Origin of the sequence: Streptomyces sp. 2-1 (assembly GCF_048564895.1) — a bacterium.
GTDB lineage: Bacteria > Actinomycetota > Actinomycetes > Streptomycetales > Streptomycetaceae > Streptomyces > Streptomyces phaeochromogenes.
Window position 1 is genome coordinate 3605774 of sequence record NZ_CP183383.1, and the last position, 19801, is coordinate 3625574.

General features: G+C 69.8%; 15 protein-coding genes. 9 read left to right on the top strand and 6 right to left on the bottom strand.

The features are described from left to right. Window positions 1-21 precede the first annotated feature (21 nt). From ACN20J_RS15940 to ACN20J_RS15960, 5 genes are read left to right on the top strand one after another with little or no spacing between them, the layout of a single operon-like run. A complete protein-coding gene (locus tag ACN20J_RS15940) occupies window positions 22-531 on the top strand; it encodes an Asp23/Gls24 family envelope stress response protein (protein WP_189838164.1) in 510 nt (169 codons plus the stop codon). A 53-nt stretch (window positions 532-584) separates the two neighbouring features. Continuing rightward, window positions 585-770 carry a hypothetical protein gene (locus tag ACN20J_RS15945; RefSeq protein WP_189838538.1) on the top strand — a complete coding sequence of 62 codons (186 nt, stop codon included), beginning with the start codon at window positions 585-587 and terminating at the stop codon, window positions 768-770. Then, entirely contained in the window at window positions 767-1762 is a 996-nt protein-coding gene (locus ACN20J_RS15950) for a DUF6286 domain-containing Asp23/Gls24 family envelope stress response protein (protein WP_419666135.1), read from the top strand. Before ACN20J_RS15945 ends, ACN20J_RS15950 begins: the two co-directional genes overlap by 4 nt. Beyond that, window positions 1762-2346, top strand: a complete 585-nt coding sequence (locus tag ACN20J_RS15955; protein WP_419666136.1) for a hypothetical protein — start codon at window positions 1762-1764, stop codon at window positions 2344-2346. The genes ACN20J_RS15950 and ACN20J_RS15955 overlap by 1 nt, the downstream gene beginning before the upstream one ends. Continuing rightward, a complete protein-coding gene (locus ACN20J_RS15960; RefSeq protein WP_419666137.1) occupies window positions 2336-3289 on the top strand; it encodes a YihY/virulence factor BrkB family protein in 954 nt (317 codons plus the stop codon). The genes ACN20J_RS15955 and ACN20J_RS15960 overlap by 11 nt, the downstream gene beginning before the upstream one ends. Here ACN20J_RS15960 and ACN20J_RS15965 read toward each other — a convergent pair. The 6 genes from ACN20J_RS15965 to ACN20J_RS15990 form a co-directional block, all read right to left on the bottom strand. Next, entirely contained in the window at window positions 3259-3924 is a 666-nt protein-coding gene (locus ACN20J_RS15965; protein ID WP_419668888.1) for an alpha/beta fold hydrolase, read from the bottom strand. The genes ACN20J_RS15960 and ACN20J_RS15965 overlap by 31 nt on opposite strands. A gap of 118 nt (window positions 3925-4042) precedes the next feature. Continuing rightward, a complete protein-coding gene (locus ACN20J_RS15970; RefSeq protein ID WP_419666138.1) occupies window positions 4043-4861 on the bottom strand; it encodes a DUF1295 domain-containing protein in 819 nt (272 codons plus the stop codon). Next, on the bottom strand, window positions 4858-6180 hold the full coding sequence (locus ACN20J_RS15975; protein ID WP_419666139.1) for a class I SAM-dependent methyltransferase: 1323 nt from the start codon (window positions 6178-6180) through the stop codon (window positions 4858-4860). Before ACN20J_RS15975 ends, ACN20J_RS15970 begins: the two co-directional genes overlap by 4 nt. Further along, window positions 6177-6908 (bottom strand): DUF1365 domain-containing protein, encoded by a 732-nt coding sequence (locus tag ACN20J_RS15980; protein WP_419666140.1) that lies wholly within the window; start codon window positions 6906-6908, stop codon window positions 6177-6179. The genes ACN20J_RS15975 and ACN20J_RS15980 overlap by 4 nt, the downstream gene beginning before the upstream one ends. Further along, on the bottom strand, window positions 6905-8218 hold the full coding sequence (locus ACN20J_RS15985; RefSeq protein WP_189838157.1) for an NAD(P)/FAD-dependent oxidoreductase: 1314 nt from the start codon (window positions 8216-8218) through the stop codon (window positions 6905-6907). The genes ACN20J_RS15980 and ACN20J_RS15985 overlap by 4 nt, the downstream gene beginning before the upstream one ends. Before the next feature lie 596 nt (window positions 8219-8814). Next, complete coding sequence (locus ACN20J_RS15990; protein ID WP_419666141.1) at window positions 8815-10509, bottom strand: TIGR04141 family sporadically distributed protein; 1695 nt, start codon at window positions 10507-10509, stop codon at window positions 8815-8817. Between the two features lie 190 nt (window positions 10510-10699). On the opposite strand from ACN20J_RS15990, the gene ACN20J_RS15995 reads away from it, so the two are divergent. From ACN20J_RS15995 to ACN20J_RS16010, 4 genes are all read left to right on the top strand, one after another. Continuing rightward, the gene (locus ACN20J_RS15995; protein ID WP_419666142.1) at window positions 10700-12823 is read left to right on the top strand and encodes an N-6 DNA methylase; all 2124 of its coding nucleotides are present in this window, start codon (window positions 10700-10702) and stop codon (window positions 12821-12823) included. Window positions 12824-12902: 79 nt separating this feature from the next. Continuing rightward, window positions 12903-14969, top strand: coding sequence for a type I restriction-modification system subunit M (locus tag ACN20J_RS16000; RefSeq protein WP_419666143.1), 2067 nt, complete (start codon window positions 12903-12905; stop codon window positions 14967-14969). Continuing rightward, window positions 14966-16135, top strand: a complete 1170-nt coding sequence (locus ACN20J_RS16005; RefSeq protein WP_419666144.1) for a restriction endonuclease subunit S — start codon at window positions 14966-14968, stop codon at window positions 16133-16135. Before ACN20J_RS16000 ends, ACN20J_RS16005 begins: the two co-directional genes overlap by 4 nt. Before the next feature lie 426 nt (window positions 16136-16561). After that, window positions 16562-19765: a type I restriction endonuclease subunit R gene (locus ACN20J_RS16010; RefSeq protein WP_419666145.1), complete on the top strand. Its 3204-nt coding sequence runs from the start codon at window positions 16562-16564 to the stop codon at window positions 19763-19765. Window positions 19766-19801 lie beyond the last annotated feature (36 nt).

Below are 19801 nucleotides of genomic sequence, written 5' to 3' on the forward strand. Positions count from 1 at the left end.
CAAGTCGGAAAGGGACATGCCATGACCACGCAGACCGCACCAGTCGCCAAGGAACTTTCCACCCCGCAGACCGTCAGGTCGCCCCAGGCCCAGGCCACGACGGCCGTGTCCGGCGGCACGGCGGGAGCCGACCAGCCGGCCGCGAACCGGGGCCGGACGTCGATCGCCGACGTCGTCGTCGTGAAGGTGGCGGGCATCGCCGCCCGGGAGATCCCCGGCGTGTACGACATGGGCGGCGGCCTCTCGCGCACCATCGGCGCCGTACGCGACCGCGTGCCCGGCGGCCGCCCCAACGTGGGGCGGGGAGTGAAGGTCGAGGTGGGCGAGCGGCAGACGGCCATCGACCTCGACCTGGTCGTCGAGTACGGGGTGTCCGTCATGGACGTCGCCCAGGACGTACGGGAGAACGTCATCTCCGCCGTGGAGCGCATCACCGGGCTTGAGGTCGTCGAGGTGAACGTCACGGTCAACGACGTCCACCTGCCCGACGAGGACGAGCCCGGGACCACGGCCGAAGCCCGCGTGGAGTAGAGCACCCGGTCAGGGGCACCGTCAGGAGTGGATCGGGTGAGAGGTGGATGGGCATGAGTACACCGTTCATGGGGATGGTCGCCGGCATGGCCCTGGCGTTCGCCGGGTACTTCGGCGGGTTCGGCGCGTTCCTGCTCGTGGCCGCTCTCGGCGGCCTGGGCTGGGTGGTGGGCCGGTGGGCCGAGCGCGGCGGCAGCGTCCAGGACGTACGGGACGCGTTCGAGCGGAGCCGTCGATGACCGCCGCCGCTCAGCGGGGCACCACCACCGTCTCGGAGCGGGCGGTGCGCCGGATCGCCGAGCGGGCCACCACCGAAGCACTGCCCGCACCGGGCGGTACCCGCACGGCCCGGGCCGCGACGTCCGTGCGCGGCAGGAGGGCGGAGGTGTCCCTCGGGGTGACGCTGCCTTATCCGGCTCCACTGGCCGACACCGTGCGGGAGGTTCAGCGGCATGTGGTGGAGCGCACCCGGGAGCTGACGGGGCTGGAGGTATCGGCCGCGCGCATCAGCGTCATCGCGCTTGCCGCGCCGACGTCTGCCCAGCCCCTGGTGTCCCCGGCCGAGGACGCCGTCCCGAAGAGCGCTCCCCGGCGCTGGTGGTCCCAGCGCCGTGTCCCGGTCGCCGTCCTCACCTCGGTGGCCGCCCTGGGCTGCGGTGCGCTCGCCCTCGACGTGGTTCAGGTGCACACCGCGCACCTGCCGGCCGCGGCCTGGCGCACCTCCGCCGTGCACTGGCTGGCCGGGCACGGGCCCGGCGACCCGGCCGTCCTCGTCGCGGGCGGGCTGACGGCCCTGGTCGGCGTCTGGATGGTCGTCCTCGCCCTCACCCCCGGCCGCCGTCACCAGTCCACCGTCCGCACCTCGGCGTATCACGTCGACGCGGCAGTGGACCGTTCGGCGGTTCAGTCCCTGGTCCGCGACGCCGTGGGAGACGTGGAGGGCATCGGAGCGGTACGAGTTCGGGTACGACGCCGACGGGTCACCGTGCGGGCCGGGCTCGCCTTCGGCGACCGGGCAGGCGCCCACGCCGCCGCCACGGCCGCCGCCCGAGCCGCCGTGACCGCCTGCCATCTGCGCCGCGACCCCCGGTTGCGGGTGGTCGTGGCTCCGGAACCGGTCTGGCAGCCGCCCGCCCCGACGGCGGACGCGAGCGGGGCGACACCGGGAGACGGTGACGGGCGATCCACACCCGCCTCCGCCCTCGCATCCGCCCCGGGAGGTGACCGGTGATGGCCCGCACCCGTACCGCCGTCAACCGGACCGTCCTCGGCGCCGTAGGACTCTCGCTCTTCCTGGCGGGCTCATGGCTCACCGCCGCGGACCCCGCCTTCGCGGACCGGTTGCCGACGTGGTGGCCCACCGCCGGTACGGGCACCGTCCTTCTGGACGGGGACCGGCTCGCGCAGTTGCGCGGCGAGGGCTGGTGGACGCCCACCGTCGTGACCGCGTCGATCGGCCTCGCCGTGCTGTTCGCGCTCTGGTCCCTCGGGCAGTTGCGTTCGGGCCGAGCCCGGCGACTCGCCCTGCCCTCTCCCGGCTGCACAGTGCGCCCTCAGGCCCTGGCCGAGGCGCTGGCCACACGCGTGGCGACCCTCCCCGGCATCGCCCACAGCCGCGCCCGGGTACTTCCCCGTCGCCGACAGCGGCTGGAGGTGCGTCTGCGCGTCTGGCTGGAACCGGACACACCCCCGGACGCCGTCCTGCCCGCTCTCCGTACGGCGGCGGCAGAGGCCGACAGGGCGGCGACGCCGTACACGGCCCGTACACGGGTCCGCCTGAGTGCCGCCCCACACCGAACACGCCATGTCCGCTGAGCCGTACACCGACGTGCCCGGCGGGGTCCGCCCGGCACGTCGGCCCGGGCGGCCGCAGTGGCCACGGCTGCCGACCACCTGGTGGCCCGCACTGCGGCGCACACCGGCGTCCCTGTGGAACGACGACATCACGGACTACGCGGCGGCACTGACGTACTACGCGATCCTGGCCGTGCTCCCCGCGATGCTGGCCACCGTCCTGGCGTTCGGCATGATCAGCCCGGACACGGCCGAGGAGTTCGTCACCCACGTCACCGCGTACGCCCCGGCCCAGTCCGGTGCCGAGCTGCACGCCGTCCTGACGCGCGCGCTGGGCACGGACGGGACGGCCTGGCCCCTGCTCGTGGCGGGTGCGGCCAGCGCTCTGTGGTCGGCCTCCAGTTATCTCGCCGTCTTCCGCCGCGCCCTGCACCTCATGCACCGTGTCGAGGACCGGCGTTCGCCCTGGCGCAAAGCGCCCCGCATCGTGCTGACCGCGCTCGCGCTGCTCGGCCTGCTCCTCGTCGGCTCGCTCACCCTGCTGCTGACCGGCCCGCTCGCGGAGGCCGTCGGCCGGACCCTCGGCGTGGACACCACCGCCGCCTGGGCGTGGAGCCTGCTGCGCTGGCCGGTGCTGCTGTGTCTGGTCGCCCTGCTGGTCGTGGTCGTCTTCCACACCGGCCCGACCGCAGCACGTCGGCGCGGGCACAGCCTGCCCGGCGGCGCACTGGCCGCCGCGCTGTGGCTGACCGTCTCCGCGGGATTCTCGTCGTACGCCTCGACTCTCGGCGCCTACAGCAGGCTGTACGGCTCGCTCTCCGGCATCGTCGTCTTCCTGATCTGGCTGTGGCTGTCGAACCTCGCGCTGCTGAGCGGCGCGCAGTTCGCCGCGGAACTCGCCAAGGGTGCGGACGTCCGTGCCTGCGAGACCGGTCAGAGCACGGGGAAGGTCCCTGTGCCGTAGCACGCCTCGGGCAGCGGGTCGAGTGCGCCGGACGGGTCGAGCAGGTGGGCGACGACGGCGCCGGTGGTGTCATGCCAGAAGCGGTGGCGGCGCAGCATCGCGTGGTCGCCGTCGGCGATGACCGCCATCCCCGCCAGCGCCGCCTTGTCCCGTGCCCGGCGCACGCCGGCGGCCGACTCGGTGGGCGAGGTCACGCGGTCCCGTTCGCCGTGCAGGACGACGACGTGCCGGTCCGCCGTCTGCTCCACCGGCTCGCCCGGCGGCCACCACGGCGCGAGGGCGACCACACCGTGCACCAGCGGGTGACCGGCGGCGTGCAGGGCCGCCCGGCCGCCCATGGAGTGGCCGAGCAGTACGGTCGGCACGCGGCCGGCGAGTTCGGCGAGGCCGTCCAGCGCCCGCAGGGTGTCCCGTGCAGGGTCGGCTCGTTCGCCGTTCCAGCCGCGGAGGCGGTAGCGGACCTGGGCGACCAGGACGTCCTGGTGCGGCAGGGCGGTGGTCACCGCGCGCACGACAGGGTCCATGCGCAACGCGGCGAGCTGCCAGGGCCGCGCGGAGCGCTCGCTCGTCGCCCGGCCGCCGTGCAGCACCAGGACGGCCGCCCTCGGGCGCGACGGATGCCGTCGCACCGTCAACGGAACGTGTCCGGTGTGCTCCTGTGGCTCGATGAGGCGCTCCTCATGTCTGCGTGCACGCACCCGCGCGGATGGTGCTGTGGTCCTCGGGCAGCCGTATCCTCCCCGGTCCGGTCCGTCACGCCTGCCCCGGCCCCCTCGGTCGAGGCGGGCGGGGCAAGAACCCGCTGGTGCGGGCCCGGTACTCGGCATACCCGGGCCGGTCGGCCATGTGCCGTTCCAGCAGCCGCTGCCCGCTGCCCCGGGTCAGCAGCAGGCTCATCACCACCGGGGACACGACGGACACGGCGGCGGCGCCCAGGGAATCGCAGGCAAGCAGGAACAGGCCCCACCACACGCAGAAGTCCCCGAAGTAGTTGGGGTGCCGGGTCCAGGCCCACAGCCCCCGGTCCATGATCCGGCCCCGGTTGGCGGGATCGGCCCGGAACCGGGCCAGTTGGGCGTCCCCGACCGCCTCGAAGCCGATCCCGACCGCCCACAGCGCCGTACCGGCCCAGGCGAGGGCGGACGGTGGGCCGGGCACGTACTGCGCGGCCTGCACGGGCAGGGACACCAGCCAGACCAGCGCGCCCTGGAGGAGGTAGACCATGCGCAGCGCGTACGCGTTCCGGCTGCCGGGTGCCTTGGCCAGCATCGCCTCGTAGCGCGGGTCCTCGGCGTGGCCCCGGCCCCGGCGGCCGATGTGTACCGCCAGGCGCAGACCCCAGACCGCCGTCAGCGAGGTCACCAGCAGCCGTCGTACGAGATCGCCCTCACCGGTGGAGAGGGCGAAGGTCACGCCGGCCACCGCCGTGAAGCCGATCCCCCAGGCGACGTCCACGATCCGGTGCACGCCCGCGCGCACCGCGACGGCGAACGTGGCGAGCATGACCGTGAACGCCGCGGCGGCGGCCCAGACGAGGTTGGGCACGAACGCGCTCCACGGGAAGCCGTTCACGGTCGGCCCACTCCCCCGGCAGGGTTCTGCTTGGTGAAGAGGTACTGCTGTACGTCGAGGTAGCCGGACCGGAACCCGGCCTCGGAGTAGGCGAGATAGAAGGTCCACAGCCTGCGGAAGACGTCGTCGAAGCCGAGCGCCTCGACCTCGTCGGCCCGTTCGGTGAACCGCTCGCGCCACAGGCGCAGGGTCTCGGCGTAATGGGCGCCGAAGGCGTCGCGGCGGGCCAGGCGCAGCCCGGTGTCGGCTCGGGCGGTCTCCTCGATCGCCTCGGTGGACGGGATGAGGCCGCCGGGGAAGACGTACTTGTGGATCCAGGTGAAGGTGTCGCGGGAGGCGAGCATCCGGTCGTGCGGCATGGTGATGGCCTGGAGTGCCATCCGGCCGCCCGGGTCCAGCCGCTCGTCCAGGGCGCGGAAGTACACCGGCCAGAACTCCGCGCCGACCGCCTCGATCATCTCCACACTGACCACGGCGTCGTATTTCCCGCGGGCCTCGCGGTAGTCGCAGAGCTCGACGGAGACCCGCTCGTCGAGGCCGGCCGCGCGCACCCGCTGACGTGCCAGGTCCCGCTGTTCCCGGGAGAGGGTGAGCGAGGTGACGCGGGCGCCCCTCGCGGCGGCCCGCAGGGCGAGTTCGCCCCATCCGGTGCCGATCTCCAACAGCCGGGTGCCCTCGCCCACGTCGGCTAGGTCGAGCAGCCGGTCGATCTTGCGGTGCTGTGCCGCGGCGAGCCGGTCCCGGCTCGCGGGGAAGCCCCGGAAGACGGCGGAGGAGTAGGTGAGGGTGTCGTCGAGGAAGAGGGCGAACAGGTCGTTGGACAGGTCGTAGTGGCGGCTGATGTTGGCGCGGGAGCCGTCGGGGGTGTTGCGCTCGTCGTGCGGGTGGCGCGGTGCCCACAGGCCGCGCAGCCGTTGCAGCGGGGCCGGGATCAGGTCGGCGGCGTGCCCGGCGAGCACGGTGAGGGCGGCCACCAGGTCGGGAGCGTCCCACTCGCCGGCCATGTAGGACTCGCCGAACCCGACCAGGCCGTGGGTACCGATGCGGGCGTGGAAGGCGGCCGGGTCGCGGACGTCGATCAGCGGCCCGCCCAGCCCGATGTCCTCGGAACCGGCGAACCGGACCCGCAGGGGCAGCCGGTCGAGGGCCCGCCGCACGAGGGCGGCGGTCACGGCGGTACGGAGCCGTGAGGCGGTCGGTACGGCGGGGACGTCGGGCCGGTCGGCGGCGTCGACGGTGGCAGTGTGCACGCGGGGAGCGGCGTGTTCGTCGGGGGCGGAGGGCCTGTCGGGGGTGGTCCCGGGCTCTGCTGTCCTCATGTTGCTTTCTCCGAGGTGCGGTGTTCGGGGCGGGGCTGGACGGGCAGTCCTCGCAGGTAGAGGCGTATGCCGTGGATTCGGATCGCGGCCGACACCGTGAGGGTGGACCAGGGGTGCCGCAGCGCCAGCCGCAGCAGGGAAGCCGGGCTCGGCCGGCGCCGGGTGCCGTGCACGGTCGCGGTGAAGGCCCGGCCGCCCTGGCGGTCCAGGTGCACGGTCAGGTCGAGCCGGGGTCCGGGCACCGGCAGCCGCATGCGGTAACGGCCGTCGACGGGGAAGAACGGCGAGACGTAGAACTCCTTCTCGGTGCGCGCGGTCCCGGACGCGTCGGGGCGCAGCAGGTAGGAGTGCCGGCCGCCGTACGTGTTGTGCACCTCCGCGACCACGCAGCGCGGTTCCCCGTCGGGGCCGTAACACCAGTACAGGGTGAGCGGGTTGAAGACGTATCCGAACACTCGCGCGTGGGTGAGCATCACCACCCGGCCGCCGTCCAGGTCCACGCCGTGCGCGGCCAGGAGGGTGTCCAGGCCGGCTCGGATCGAGGGCGCCTCGCCGGTGAAGTGGTCGCGCGGGTCGAACCGGGCCAACGGTCGGAGCAGGAGCGGCAGTCGGGGCGGACGGTCGGGGTCGATGAGCCACATGTATGTGCGGTGGCGCAGCGAGTACTGCCGGGGCGTGGTCCGCACGTGGGTGATCGCACAGGAATAGAGGGCGGGTGCGGCGTTCACCAGCGCACTCCCAGCGCCGCGGCGGCCGCGACGCCGGAGCGGCAGCCGTCCTCGTGGAACCCCCAGCCGTGATACGCGCCCGCGAACGCGCAGACGCCACTCGCCAGTTCGGGCAGAAGCTGCTGCGCGGCCACCGACTCGGGGGTGTAGACCGGGTGTTCGTAGACCATGCGGGCCAGCACCCGGCCCGGGTCGACGCGGTCCTTGCCGCCGAGAGTGACCACGAACGCCTCGGTGGCGTCCAGGCGTTGCAGGCGGTTCATGTCGTAACTGACACGCACCTGCTCGGAACCGGCCGCGCACGTCGGCATCAGGTAGTTCCAGGAGGCGCGGGCGCCAGGGGCGCTCGGCAGCAGCCGGGTATCGGTGTGCAGGAGGGTCGTGTTGCGCGAGTAGCGGAACGCGCCCAGCACCTCCCGCTCCCGCGTGGTTGCGTCGGCCAGCAGGCGCAGGGCCTGGTCCGGGTGGACCGCGATCACCACCGCGTCGTACGACTCGGTGGTGCCGTCCCGGGCCGTCACGTCGGCGCCGTCGGCATGGCGGCGTACGGCCCGCACAGGCGTGCCGGTGCGTACCTCGCCGATCTGCTTGGCGATCCGGTCGACGTACGCGCCCGAACCGCCGGTGACCGTGCGCCACACCGGTGAGCCGCTCACCGACAGCATCCCGTGGTGCTCCATGAAGCGGAACAGGTAGGCGGCCGGGTAGCGCTGGGCGGTGACGGCGTCGCAGGACCACACGGCCGACACCAGCGGCGTCACGAAGTGGGCGCGGAAGTAGTCGGAGAAGCCGCCGCGCGCCAGGAAGTCCCCCAGCGTGAGCGCCTTCTCGCCACCGCGGGCCAGCAGCCGCCTGGCTCCCCGGTAGAAGACGGGTACCTCGGCGAGCAGCCGCAGATAGGAACCGCGCACGAGGTTCCGGGGCTGAGCGAACAGGCCGGCCATCCCGCGGGCTCCGGCGTACTCCAGGCCGCACCCCTCACACCGGACCGACATGCTCATCTCCGACTCCTGCGTGGGCACGCCGAGTTCGTCGAACAGCCGCAACAGATGCGGGTAGGTGCGCCGGTTGTGCACGATGAACCCGGAGTCGACGCGGTGCACCCGCCCGTCGTGCGGCGACGTCAGCTCGTGGGTGTGCGCGTGTCCACCGAGCCGGTCGTCGGCTTCGTACAGGGTGACGTGACCGGCACGGCCCAGGACATACGCGGCGGTCAGCCCGGACACTCCGGCGCCCACCACGGCCGTCCGCCGCCCGTGGCGTGCCGTGTGCTCCGGACCGGGCGGGGCATCTCTCGGCGGCCGTTCCATCGCTCCTCCTCGCATACCGCCCCTCGTGATCAGGGGCTCGCGGGTAATCCGGAGCAGGTCGAGCGGCGGATTGGCCGAGCGGCGAATCATCCGGGTCGACGCCGGAGGGCGGCCGACACGTACACCGGGAAACGGGCGGGATGCGTGACGGGCGGGGGCACGGTCGGTCCGGCGGCAGGGAACCTCCACGGGGGAGGCCCAGGTTGCTCCAGCTCCGGGCAGGCGTCGAGTACCGCCTTGAGCTTCTGCCTTTCGTCCTCGGTGAGAATGTCCCGGGGGGCGGGTGCTCCAGCCGACGACGGTGCGGACGGACACCGCTGCATCGGTCGGCGGTGGCGTATCGGCCAATGCAGGTGGCTGCCGGCCCAGTCGCGCAGGCTGCTGTAGGGCACCGGGTGGCCGTGGGCAGCGAGCTCTTCGCGCAACTCGATGATCGTGACCTTGCCGTCCGTCTCGTCGATACGTCGTTGCAGGGCGTTCCATCAAGGGACAAGTGACTCGTGCGGGAGGGGGTATGTCCTCGCGCAGGGAAAACCCGCCGGCCCGCAATTGGTACGGGTGATCTGAGTTACCCACGGACGTGTTGGACGAGCCTGCTACGCGGCCAAGCGGCGGATTCCCGCCCGGCTCGGAGTCGCCGTCACGGCCTGGATCCCGGTGACCTCGACCGCGACGCCCCACGCCTCAAGGAGCTTGGCCGTCTGTACGAGGGTGACCTGCGAAAACGGGAAGAGCGTGTCGGCGGTGAGGTGGGTTCCGTTCTTCAGCAGGATCGCGAAAGTGACCTTCGAAGGCCGGAAGCCTTCCGCCAGCCCCCTGCCGGGCCGGGCCATGGCCACCTTGCGAGCGAACCCGTCCATCGCCTCCGGCGAGTGCAGCAGGGTCTGCACGGCGACCACGGCCTGACCGAACAGATGGCTCAGCGCATCGGACCCCTTGGCCCGCTTCACCATGACCAGGACGTCGTCCGGGCTCAGCAGGTCGCAGATCTCCACGCCGTTGCCCCGGTGCAGCGCGGTCCGTACGTTGTCACGGTCGAAGCAGACGTACCCGGGCCGCAGGTCGGGCACCGACTCGTTGTACTTCCGTTCCGTGTCCCCGAGCACCCAGGCCGGAAGGTCGACCGAGGGCGTGCCGGTGATGAGCCGCTCGACCTGCGAACGGATCGCCGCCAGATACGCCTCGCCGATCTCGTACCACTGCCCGTCCAGCAGGAAGAACCGGCGGACGCCGAGCGCCACCTCCGCCTCGATCCAGCGCAGCACGTGCGAGGTCCAGATGACGTCGTCCTTCTCCGCCCGGGTGTGCGAGTAGAGGGTGACCGTGCCGTCCCGGAGCGCGGCGAAGCGCGTTCCACGCCTCTGCACGCGGGCCCGGTTGAGGATGTACTCCAGGCTGAAGTCGTCGGTGAGGTAAGCGTCCTTGCTGTGCACCTTGGTAGCAAACACCTGTGCGGCGGCGTAGTCGTCCCAGTGGTCGGACGGGACGGCGACGGCGATACGTCCGTCCGGCTGCTCGCCGAGCAGGTCGTCAAGCCGCGCCTCCAGCCGCGTGACAAGGTCGTCGTCCTTGACCGGGACGATGTGCTCGACGAATTCCAGTGCCGGGCTCGGGGTCTCGTCCCGGAGGACACCAGCGATGGCCCGGATGTCCGCGACCAGGTCCGCGGCGTCGACGCCGAGCCGCATCCGCAGCCCGGTACCGCCTTCGACGCTGGAGATCTTCGTACGGTTGTCCTGGCCGATCGTGAGCCGCATCCCGTCCAGCCGACCGCCCAGCCGACGCACGATCTGCGCGTGCTCCTGGACGCCCAGGCTCCAGACGGGGGTGCCGCCGGGCACCAGGGTGATGTCGGTCCGTCCGCCGCCCGGCGTGTGGGCGACCAGGTCGCGGATCTGGGCGGGGTCCACTCTGCGGATCACGAACCCCAGTCCGAACCGCCGGTCCTTGATGCGATCGGGCACCAGGCGGAATCCCTGGTCGTATCCGATGGCGTACACCTCGCCGTCGACCGCGAGCATCAGCAGCCCGGCCGACCGGTTCACCGGCCGCGACACCTCGCACCCGGTCGTGCGGTTGATCTCGCCGCACCAACTCGCGACCGGCTGCTCGAAGCTGCCCGTGACCAGCAGCGCCGGAACCCCCAGCCACTCCTCGGGAAGCTGCAGTTCCGCGTCGACGACTTCGAGCTGCTCGGGGGAGAGAACGTCGAACATCGCGTCGACCGTGGGGGCGACACCCGTGAGCCGGTACAGGGTGCGCTTGGAGGTACTGGAGGTACTGGTTGCCATGGCGCCGCTCCATCCAAAGGAGTTGTGGGCAGGGGGAGGCCTGGGAGTCCCGGGGAAGCCGGGAGGCCGAGTGAAAGCACACCCAGTACATCTCCAACTGAAAGCACTGTCAAACACTTCACGACAGTGAGGCGCTGGTATAGAGTGGGACCGTCCAGCCCGCCCGTCCCTACGTCACCGGCAGGAGCCCATGAACCAGCAGGCCAGTGCCCTCGTGACCGCCGCCGACATCTCCCGGCTGGCCGGGGTCACCCGTGCCACGGTGAGCAACTGGCGCCGTCGGCACCCGGACTTTCCCGCACCGGCCGGAGGCACGGACACCAGCCCCACCTACGACGTCGACGCCGTACGCGCCTGGCTCTCCGCCCGTGGCCAGCTCCCCGAGGACACACCGGCGGACGAACTCCGCACCGCGCTGCGCGCCCACCCCGGCGATGGCGAACCGGCCCTGCATCTGCTCCCCGCGCTGCTCGCAGCCGCCCGGCTGGGCCGGAAGGAGCGCGAAGCTCTCCCCGAACTACGTGCCGACGGGCTGCTGCGGTGGGCCCGGTCGGCCACGACCGACGAAGCGGATGACGTTCCCGGAATCGAGGGCCCCGCATACAGCGCCGACGCGGTCGGACCGCTGAGGGCCTTGGTGCGGTGCGTCGCGGCGGACGGCGCCGAGGCAGCGATGGACGTCCTGGCCGAACGCCTGCTTGAGGACACCGGGGGCACCGGCACCTACCGCACGCCACGCCCTTTGGCCGACCTCATGGCCCGACTTCTGACCGACAGCGCGGGCGACCTCCCCACGAGCGTTCTCGACCCCGCGTGCGGCACCGGATCGCTGCTCGCCGCGGCGGCATCCGCAGGGGCGACCGAACTGCGCGGCCAGGACATCCTGGTTGCCCAGGCCGCCCAGGCCGCCGTGCGGCTCCGGCTCAGCACTCCCGGGGCGGCGATCTCCGTACATGCCGGGGACAGCCTGCGCTCCGACGCCTTCAAGGGCCTGACCACGGTCGCCGTCCTGTGCAATCCGCCGTACGGCGTCCGTGACTGGGGGCACGAGGAGCTGGCGTACGACCAACGCTGGGCCTACGGCGTGCCACCCAAGGGCGAGCCCGAACTCGCCTGGGTCCAGCACTCCCTGGCCCACCTCGCGCCCGGCGGCCGTGCCGTACTCCTGATGCCGCCCGCCGTCGCGGAACGCACCGCCGGCCGACGTATCCGGGCGCAGCTCGTACGTGACGGAGCCCTCCGCGCGGTCGTCTCGCTTCCCCAGGGCGCGGCCACCCCGCTCCACATCGGCCTGCACCTGTGGGTGCTCGAACGGCCGGATCCGCAGGCCGAACCTCCGGGGACGGTTCTGCTCGTCGATGCTTCCGCTTCCGAGAACCGGGATCTCGACTGGGCCGCCATCGACGACACCGTGCTCTCGGCGTGGCGGCGTTACCGTGCCGATCGGGACGGCTTCACAGGAACCCCGGGCATCGCCGGCGCCGTGCCGATCACGGACCTCCTCACGGAGGCCGTGGACCTGACCCCGGCCCGCCACATCCGAACCGCTTCCCGACAAGCTCTGCGCCCCACCCTGCTGGCCCGGCAGGCATCGGAGCTGTACGGCCAACTCCACCAAGCCGCAAGGGACCTGACCGACCTCAGCGCCGAAGGCGACTGGCCACCGGCCGACGACCGCCCCCGCGACTGGCGCACAGCGACGGTCGCGGATCTGCTGCGCGGCGGCGCTCTCAGCCTGCTTCGCACCGCGCCCGCAAGCCGCCGGACTCGTAGCGGCGAACCGCTACCGCGGCCCGAACCAGAACCCGGCGGACGTCCGACACTCACGGCGGCCGACGTCGTGCAGAGCCGACCCGCCTCCGGAACGACAGCGGACCTTCCCACCGACGCCCCTCCCCCCTTGATCGAGGGAAGTGACGTGCTACTCACGGAGACACTCCGCGTGGGGCACAGTGTCGTGGCCCGGGTCGTCGAGCCGGACGAGACCGGTTGCTTCCTCGGACCCCATCTGCTGCTCTTCCGTCCGGATCAACGTCGGCTCGACCCCTGGTTCCTGGCCGGGTTCCTCGCGGCGGAACAGAACGTCAACGCCGCGGCCACCGGCACATCCATCGTTCGGGTGGACCCCCGACGGCTCCGCGTTCCCTTGCTCCCACTCGTCGAACAGCAGCGCTACGGCGCCGCGTTCCGCCACCTGCACGAGCTGCGTACCGCCGCACGTCGTACCGACCGGGCCGCCGAGGACGTCACGCGGCTCCTCAGCACCGGCCTCACCGGCGGCGCGCTGTTGCCGCACGGTCACGGATCGGCGTGAAACCTTCGGCCCGGCATCGCGAGCGGCCAGACTTGACCTCTCCGTCCCTCGGGGACGGCGAAACTCCGGAAGGACAGTGTTGAACAGCAGTAAGCACACGGAACTGGCGAACCACGCGTGGTCGGTAGCCGACCTCCTGCGCGGCGACTACAAGCAGTCCGACTACGGCAAGGTGATCCTGCCGTTCACCGTGCTGCGGCGCCTGGAGTGCGTCCTCGCCCCGACCAAGGACAAGGTCCTGGAGGTCGCGGCCCGCTACGAGGGCCAGGACATCAACCCCGACCGCTTTCTGCGCAAGGCGTCCGGCCACAGCTTCTACAACACCAGCACCTACACGCTGAAGGCCATCGCGGGCGACGCCTCGCACGCGGCGAAGTACCTCAACCAGTACTACGGCGCCTTCTCCCCCAACGCGCGGGAGGTCCTGGAGCGGTACGACTTCGCCCAACAGATCAAGCGGCTGGAGGCGGCGGACCTGCTGTACCAGGTGGTCGGACGGTTCGCCGACCTCGACCTGCGGCCGGTGGAGAGGGACGCGGACGGCAATGTCGTGCTCGACGAGGACGGCAAGCCGGTCGAGATCGTCACCAACCACCAGATGGGCTACACGTTCGAGGAGTTGATCAGGCGCTTCGCAGAGCAGTCCAACGAGACGGCTGGTGAGCACTTCACGCCCCGGGAAGTCATCCGACTGATGGTCAACCTGCTCGTCGCCCCGGACAGCGACGCCCTCGCCCTGCCGGGCACCGTCCGTACGGTCATGGACCCGGCCTGCGGCACGGGCGGCATGCTCAGCGCGGCCGAGGAGCACATCACCGCCCACAACCGGGACGCCACGGTCAAGGTCTTCGGCCAGGAACTCAACCCCGAGTCCTGGGCGATCTGCCGGTCGGACATGATGATCAAGGGCCAGGACCCGGAGAACATCAAGTTCGGCAACTCGTTCAGCGACGACGGCCACACCGGCGCCACCTTCGACTACCTGCTGGCCAACCCGCCGTTCGGCGTGGAGTGGAAGAAGGTCAAGGACGCCGTCGAGGACGAACACGAACGCCTCGGTGACAGCGGGCGGTTTGGGGCCGGCCTGCCACGCATCAACGACGGGTCACTGCTCTTCCTCCAGCACATGATCTCGAAGATGAAGCCGGTGGACGCGTCGGGGGCAGGCGGCAGCCGGATCGCGATCGTCTTCAACGGCTCCCCGCTGTTCACGGGAGCGGCGGAGTCGGGTGAGTCCCGGATCCGGCAGTGGATCCTGGAGAACGACTGGCTGGAAGGCATCGTCGCCCTCCCCGACCAGCTCTTCTACAACACCGGCATCTCCACGTACTTCTGGGTGCTCAGCAACCGCAAGGCTAGGGACCGGCGCGGCAAGGTCGTCCTGCTGGACGCGCGCGACTACTGGCGCAAGATGCGGAAGTCGCTCGGCGACAAGCGCAAGGAACTGGGCGAGCAGCACATCTCCGAGATCACGAGGCTCTACACGGAGGCGCTGGCAGTCGTCGACGCGGCGGAAAAGGGCGGCGGACACGACCTGGCCGACCGCGCCGGGAAGATCAAGGTCTTCCGCAACAAGGACTTCGGGTATCACCGGATCACCGTCGAACGTCCGCTGAAGCTCCGCTTCGAGGTGACGGAGGAGACGCTGGTAGCCCTCACCGCGTCGAAGCCGATCGCACGGGCCACGAATGTTGAGGAGTTCGTGGTGGCGCTGCGCCCGCTGGTCGGCAAGGCGTGGACGGCGAAGTCCGACGCGTGGATCGACTTGAAGGATGCGGTTGTTGCGGCTGGCCTGTTGTGGCCTACGGGTGCACCGTTCAGCAAGGCGCTGCGCGAGGTGGTCGGCGTGCGGGACCCGGAGGGCGAGGTCCAGCGCGTCAAGGGCGAGCCTGAGCCGGATCCGGAGCTGCGGGACTACGAGAACGTACCGCTGGAGGAAGACGTGGAGGAGTACTTGCAGCGGGAGGTGCTGCCGCATGTGCCGGACGCGTGGATCGACCACGGTAAGACGAAGGTAGGGTACGAGATCCCGTTCACGCGGCATTTCTATGTATACAAGCCGCCGCGGCCGTTGGGGGAGATCGACGCAGAGCTAAAGGCTATGGAGATCGAGATCCAGGCGCTGTTGGGTGAGGTGACGGAATGACTGATCTTCTCCCATTGAAGCGCATCACCCGCCTGACCTATGGGGACGCGCTTGCCGCGGACAGTCGCGTCGAAGGCGAGTACGCGGTCGTGGGTTCAGGAGGTGTGTCTGGAACTCATAAATCCCGGAATTTCCGGGCGCCGGGAATTGTCATCGGCCGAAAGGGTAGCTACGGCTCCATTCATTGGGTTCCCGGGGGCGGATTCGCCATCGACACCGCTTATTACATTGACGAGACATGCACATCGGCAGATCTCCGCTGGCTCTACTATGCGCTCCAAGCAGTGGATCTGCGCGGAGTGTCGCAAGACGTTGGCGTTCCTGGGCTATCCAGGGAGTCGGCCTACCAAGTACTGCTACCTGCAGCACCGCCACTGGAGGAGCAGCGCCGCATCGCCGACTTCCTCGACGCCAAGACCTCCCGCATCGATGAAGTCACCAATGCGATGCAATCAGAGATTGCCTTGCTTATCCAGCGCCGGGTGCAGACCATCGATCGGATTTGGGAGCCCGCCAGCAGCGTCCCTCGCATGAGGCTTGGATATACGACCAGCCTGGTGACAAGCGGATCACGCGGATGGAGTGACTATGTATCCGATTCGGGCGCACTCTTCTTCCGCAGCGCCAATCTTCAACCTGACAGCATCCAACCAAAGCTGACGAATTCAGTCTACGTTCAGATTCCCGCCGATTCTGCAACAGAGGCTATCAGAGCGCGCATCGCTGACGGCGACGTCCTGGTGGGTATCACGGGCGCAAATTGCGGCTGGGTCGCACTCGCGAATGGCGCAGTCACTGGCGGATACGTAAGCCAGCACGTCTGTTTGGTGCGCCCAGACAGGCACCGAATCAGCAGCAAGTGGCTTGCATACCTCATCGCTTCGCCATCAGTGCAGGACAGACTTATGGGCAGTCAGTACGGCGGAACCAAGACCCAGCTGTCGCTTCCAGACATTCGCGATCTACGCGTACCAGTCATTCCTATTGAAGAGCAGGAGAAGCTGAGCGGCGAGATCACTCTGCAAGTCAACCGGATCGACAGCTTGCGCAGTCTAAGGTCCCGTCAACTCGGCCTCCTCGCCGAGCGCCGCCAAGCCCTGATCACCACCGCCGTCACCGGGCAGATCGATGTGTCCACCGCCAGCGGACGTGGGATCGAGGAATGATCACACGCCATGAGTCCCGCTCCGTCTCACCACCCGATGCCGCTCATCACCCGTGTCCGCGTCGACAACTATAAGTCCATCGCCCATTGCGACGTGACTCTCGGCCCGTTCACCGTGTTGCTCGGACTGAACGCCGCAGCCAAGTCGAACTTCCTGGACGCCCTGCGCTTCGTCCGCGACGCGATGCGGCCGGGCGGGGCTCGCCGAGCACCTAAAGGTCCCGGCCAACAGCGAGACGCGACGCGACTGCAAGGGCTGGCTGACCCACCACCGCCGCGACGGAGTGCCTTACCGCCCACGCGTGGACCAGCCGGCCCTGACCCAGGACATGGAACTCGACCTTGCCCGCGCCAACTCACCGTCCTTCGACAAGTTCTGCCGCGACATCACGTACCTGATCACCGGAAAGCGGGGGAATAACCGCTCATGTCCGTCCACGACGAAGCAGCATTCGGAAACGCCATAGTCGCCGCCTTGTTGGAGCGCGGTTGGACTGAGGGAAACAAGCGGCACTACCAACCCCAACTCGGCCTGGACACCGCCCAGCTCACCGAGTTCATCGGCAAGACCCAAGCTGACGACTGGGCCGAACTGATCGCCCTCTACGGCGAGGATGCCAACGCCGCCCAGGCCGGGTTCGCCAAGCGCGTGGACCAGGCGATTGGAACCGACGGTGTGCTGGACGTACTCCGCAAGGGCGTGAAGGACCACGGCATCCTGATCAGGCTCGCCTACTTCAAGCCGTCGCTCGTCGCCTCGGACACCGTCCTGGACGACTATCGGGCGAACCGGCTGACCTTCGTCAAGGAGTTGCAGTACGCGGCGAAGCAGGCCGACAAGGGCAACGAGCTGGACCTCACCCTGTTCCTCAACGGAATCCCCCTGGCGACCGCCGAGTTGAAGAACGCCCTCACCCGGCAGGGGGCGGAGCACGCCAAGGAGCAGTACCGACTCAAGCGGGACCCCACTGAGCTGATCTTCGCGCGCCGCGTCATCGCGAACTTCGCCATCGACACCGACGTGGTCTACGTCGCGCCCGAACTGCGCGGCAAGCTGACGCGGTTCCTGCCGTTCAACACCGGGTCGGAGGGCCCGGGGAAGCCCGGCGGCGCGGGGAATCCAGCGCCCACCGTCCCCGGGACGTACGCGACTTCCTACCTCTGGGAACAGATCTGGGAGCGGGACACCTGGATGGACCTGATCGAGCGGTTCGTGCATCTCAGCAAGGAGAAGGGGCCGGACGGGCGGACGCGGAAGAAACTGATCTTCCCGCGCTACCACCAGTGGGACATCGTCAAGAAGCTCGCCGGGCACGCGGCCCGTCACGGCGCCGGACACAACTACCTGGGCATGGCCTCCGCCGGCTCCGGCAAGTCGAACACCATCGGATGGCTGGCGCACCGCCTGTCGTCGCTGCACACGCCCACCGACCCCGACGAGATCGACCCCGACGCCCTCGCCGCCGGACTCAAGCACGGTGCGCCCGTCTTCGACAAGGTCGTGATCATCACCGACCGCCGCAACCTCGACGCCCAACTCCGCGAAACCGTCGGCAGTTTCGAGAAGAACGCCGGTCTGGTGGTGAAGATCGACGAGAAGCACGGCGCGAAGTCGGAACAGCTCGCCAAGGCGCTGTCCCGCGAGACCGGGAAGATCATCACGGTCACGCTGCACACCTTCCCCGCCCTCATCGACTACCTGCGCCGCAGTCCGACCGAGATACAGGGCCGCAACTTCGCGATCATCGTGGACGAGGCGCACTCCTCACAGTCCGGCGACGCAGCCACGGCCGTACGCGCGGCGCTGCGTGACCTCGGCCTGGACTCGGACTCCGACGAGGCCGGGGCGACCGAGGTGGAAGCGGCGGCTGGCACCACCGACGCCAAGCTCATCCGCAAGGCCACCCAGCGCAGCAAGGCCTCCAACCTCTCCTACTTCGCGTTCACGGCCACGCCCAAGGCCAAGACGCTCGAACTCTTCGGCACCCTGGACACCGTCAACGGCAAGCCGACGTACATCCCCTTCCACACCTACTCGATGCGCCAGGCCATCGAGGAAGGCTTCATCCTCGATCCCCTGCGCACCTACGTCACGTATGACACGTACTGGAAGCTGGTGAACAAGAACCCCGACGAGCGGAAGGTGGACCCGTCCAAGGCGAATCCGCTGCTCGCCCGGTACGCACTCACGCACGACTCCACCGTAACCCAGCAGGCGCACGTGATCGTGGAACACTTCCGCACGCACACCGCCGGCCGGCTCGGCGGGCGGGCCAAGGCCATGGTGGTGACGGCCTCCCGGCACAGCGCCGTGCAGATGGCCCGTCAGATCAGGAAGTACATCGGTGACCAGGCGTACGCCGATCCCGGCGTCCTGGTCGCGTTCTCCGGGAGCCTGACGTACGACGGCGAGGAGACCACCGAGCCGAAGGAGAACGGCGGCCTCGCCGAGTCCGCGCTGCCGAAGGCGTTCGCGTACACGCGCAAGGACGACAAGGCCGTGCGCACCGGCGGGAGGGCGACTCAGCGCGAGTACCGCATCCTGGTCGTCGCCGAGAAGTACCAGACCGGCTTCGACCAGCCGCTGCTCACCACGATGTACGTGAACAAGAAGCTCGCGGGTATCAGCGCCGTCCAGACCCTCTCCCGTCTGAACCGCACCGCCGACCGCAAGTCACAGGCGGACCTGGCCGTACTGGACTTCGTCAACGACGCCGAGGACATCAAGGAGTCCTTCCGCCCGTACTTCGAGGAGGCGAACACCCTCCCCTCCGACCCCAATCTCCTCTACACCGCGCAGAGCCAGGTCATGCAGCCCGACATCCTCGTCGAGGAGGAGATGCGGGAGTTCGCGGATGCCTATCTGGCGGCTGAGGAGCAGGCGGCGGGCTCGGTGGCCCGCTGGGAGAAGCTCCACGCGGAGCTGTACCGGCAACTCGGCCCCGCCGTCGGGCGGTTCACCGAGTTGCTGGACCGTAAGGACGAGGCGGGCGACCCCGACGAGGAAGCCGCCGAGGCCGCCGAGCAGTTCCGCGCGGATCTCAACGACTACGTACGGAAGTACGGTTTCCTCTCGCAGATCGTGCCCTACCGCGACGCCGACCTCGAATGCCTCTACCTCTACGGCCGCCACCTGCTCAACCGTCTGCCGCGACGCGGAGACGGCGGCGTGGACATAGGAGACGTCGACCTCAGTCACCTGCGCATCCAGAAGACCGGCGAGCACGACCTCGCGCTGACCTCCGAGGGAGCGGCGGAGCTGCGCGGCTTCGGCGAAGGTGGGGGCGGTGCCAAGGAGCCGGAGAAGTCACTGCTGTCGGAGCTGATCGAGAAGTTCAACGACAAGTACGGCACCAATCTCACCGATCAGGACGTGATCACACCGTTCTTGGAGACGAACGCGGAACCGAGGGTCCGCTCAGCTGCCGTCAACGACCTGGAGAACTTCGGTCTCGTCTTCGACGAGGTCTTCGAGGACAAGATGGCCGAACACATCGACACCATCGCCGACCTGGGACGGCAGTACTTCAGCCACGACGACAGTTTCAAGCAGTCCCTGAACCAGAGTGCGCGCCGGGCGGCCTGGCGGATGATCCGCCGGGAGGAGAACATCGACGACGAGGCGGCCTGACCCGCCCGGCCTTCCGTCCCCTCCCTGCCGACCGCT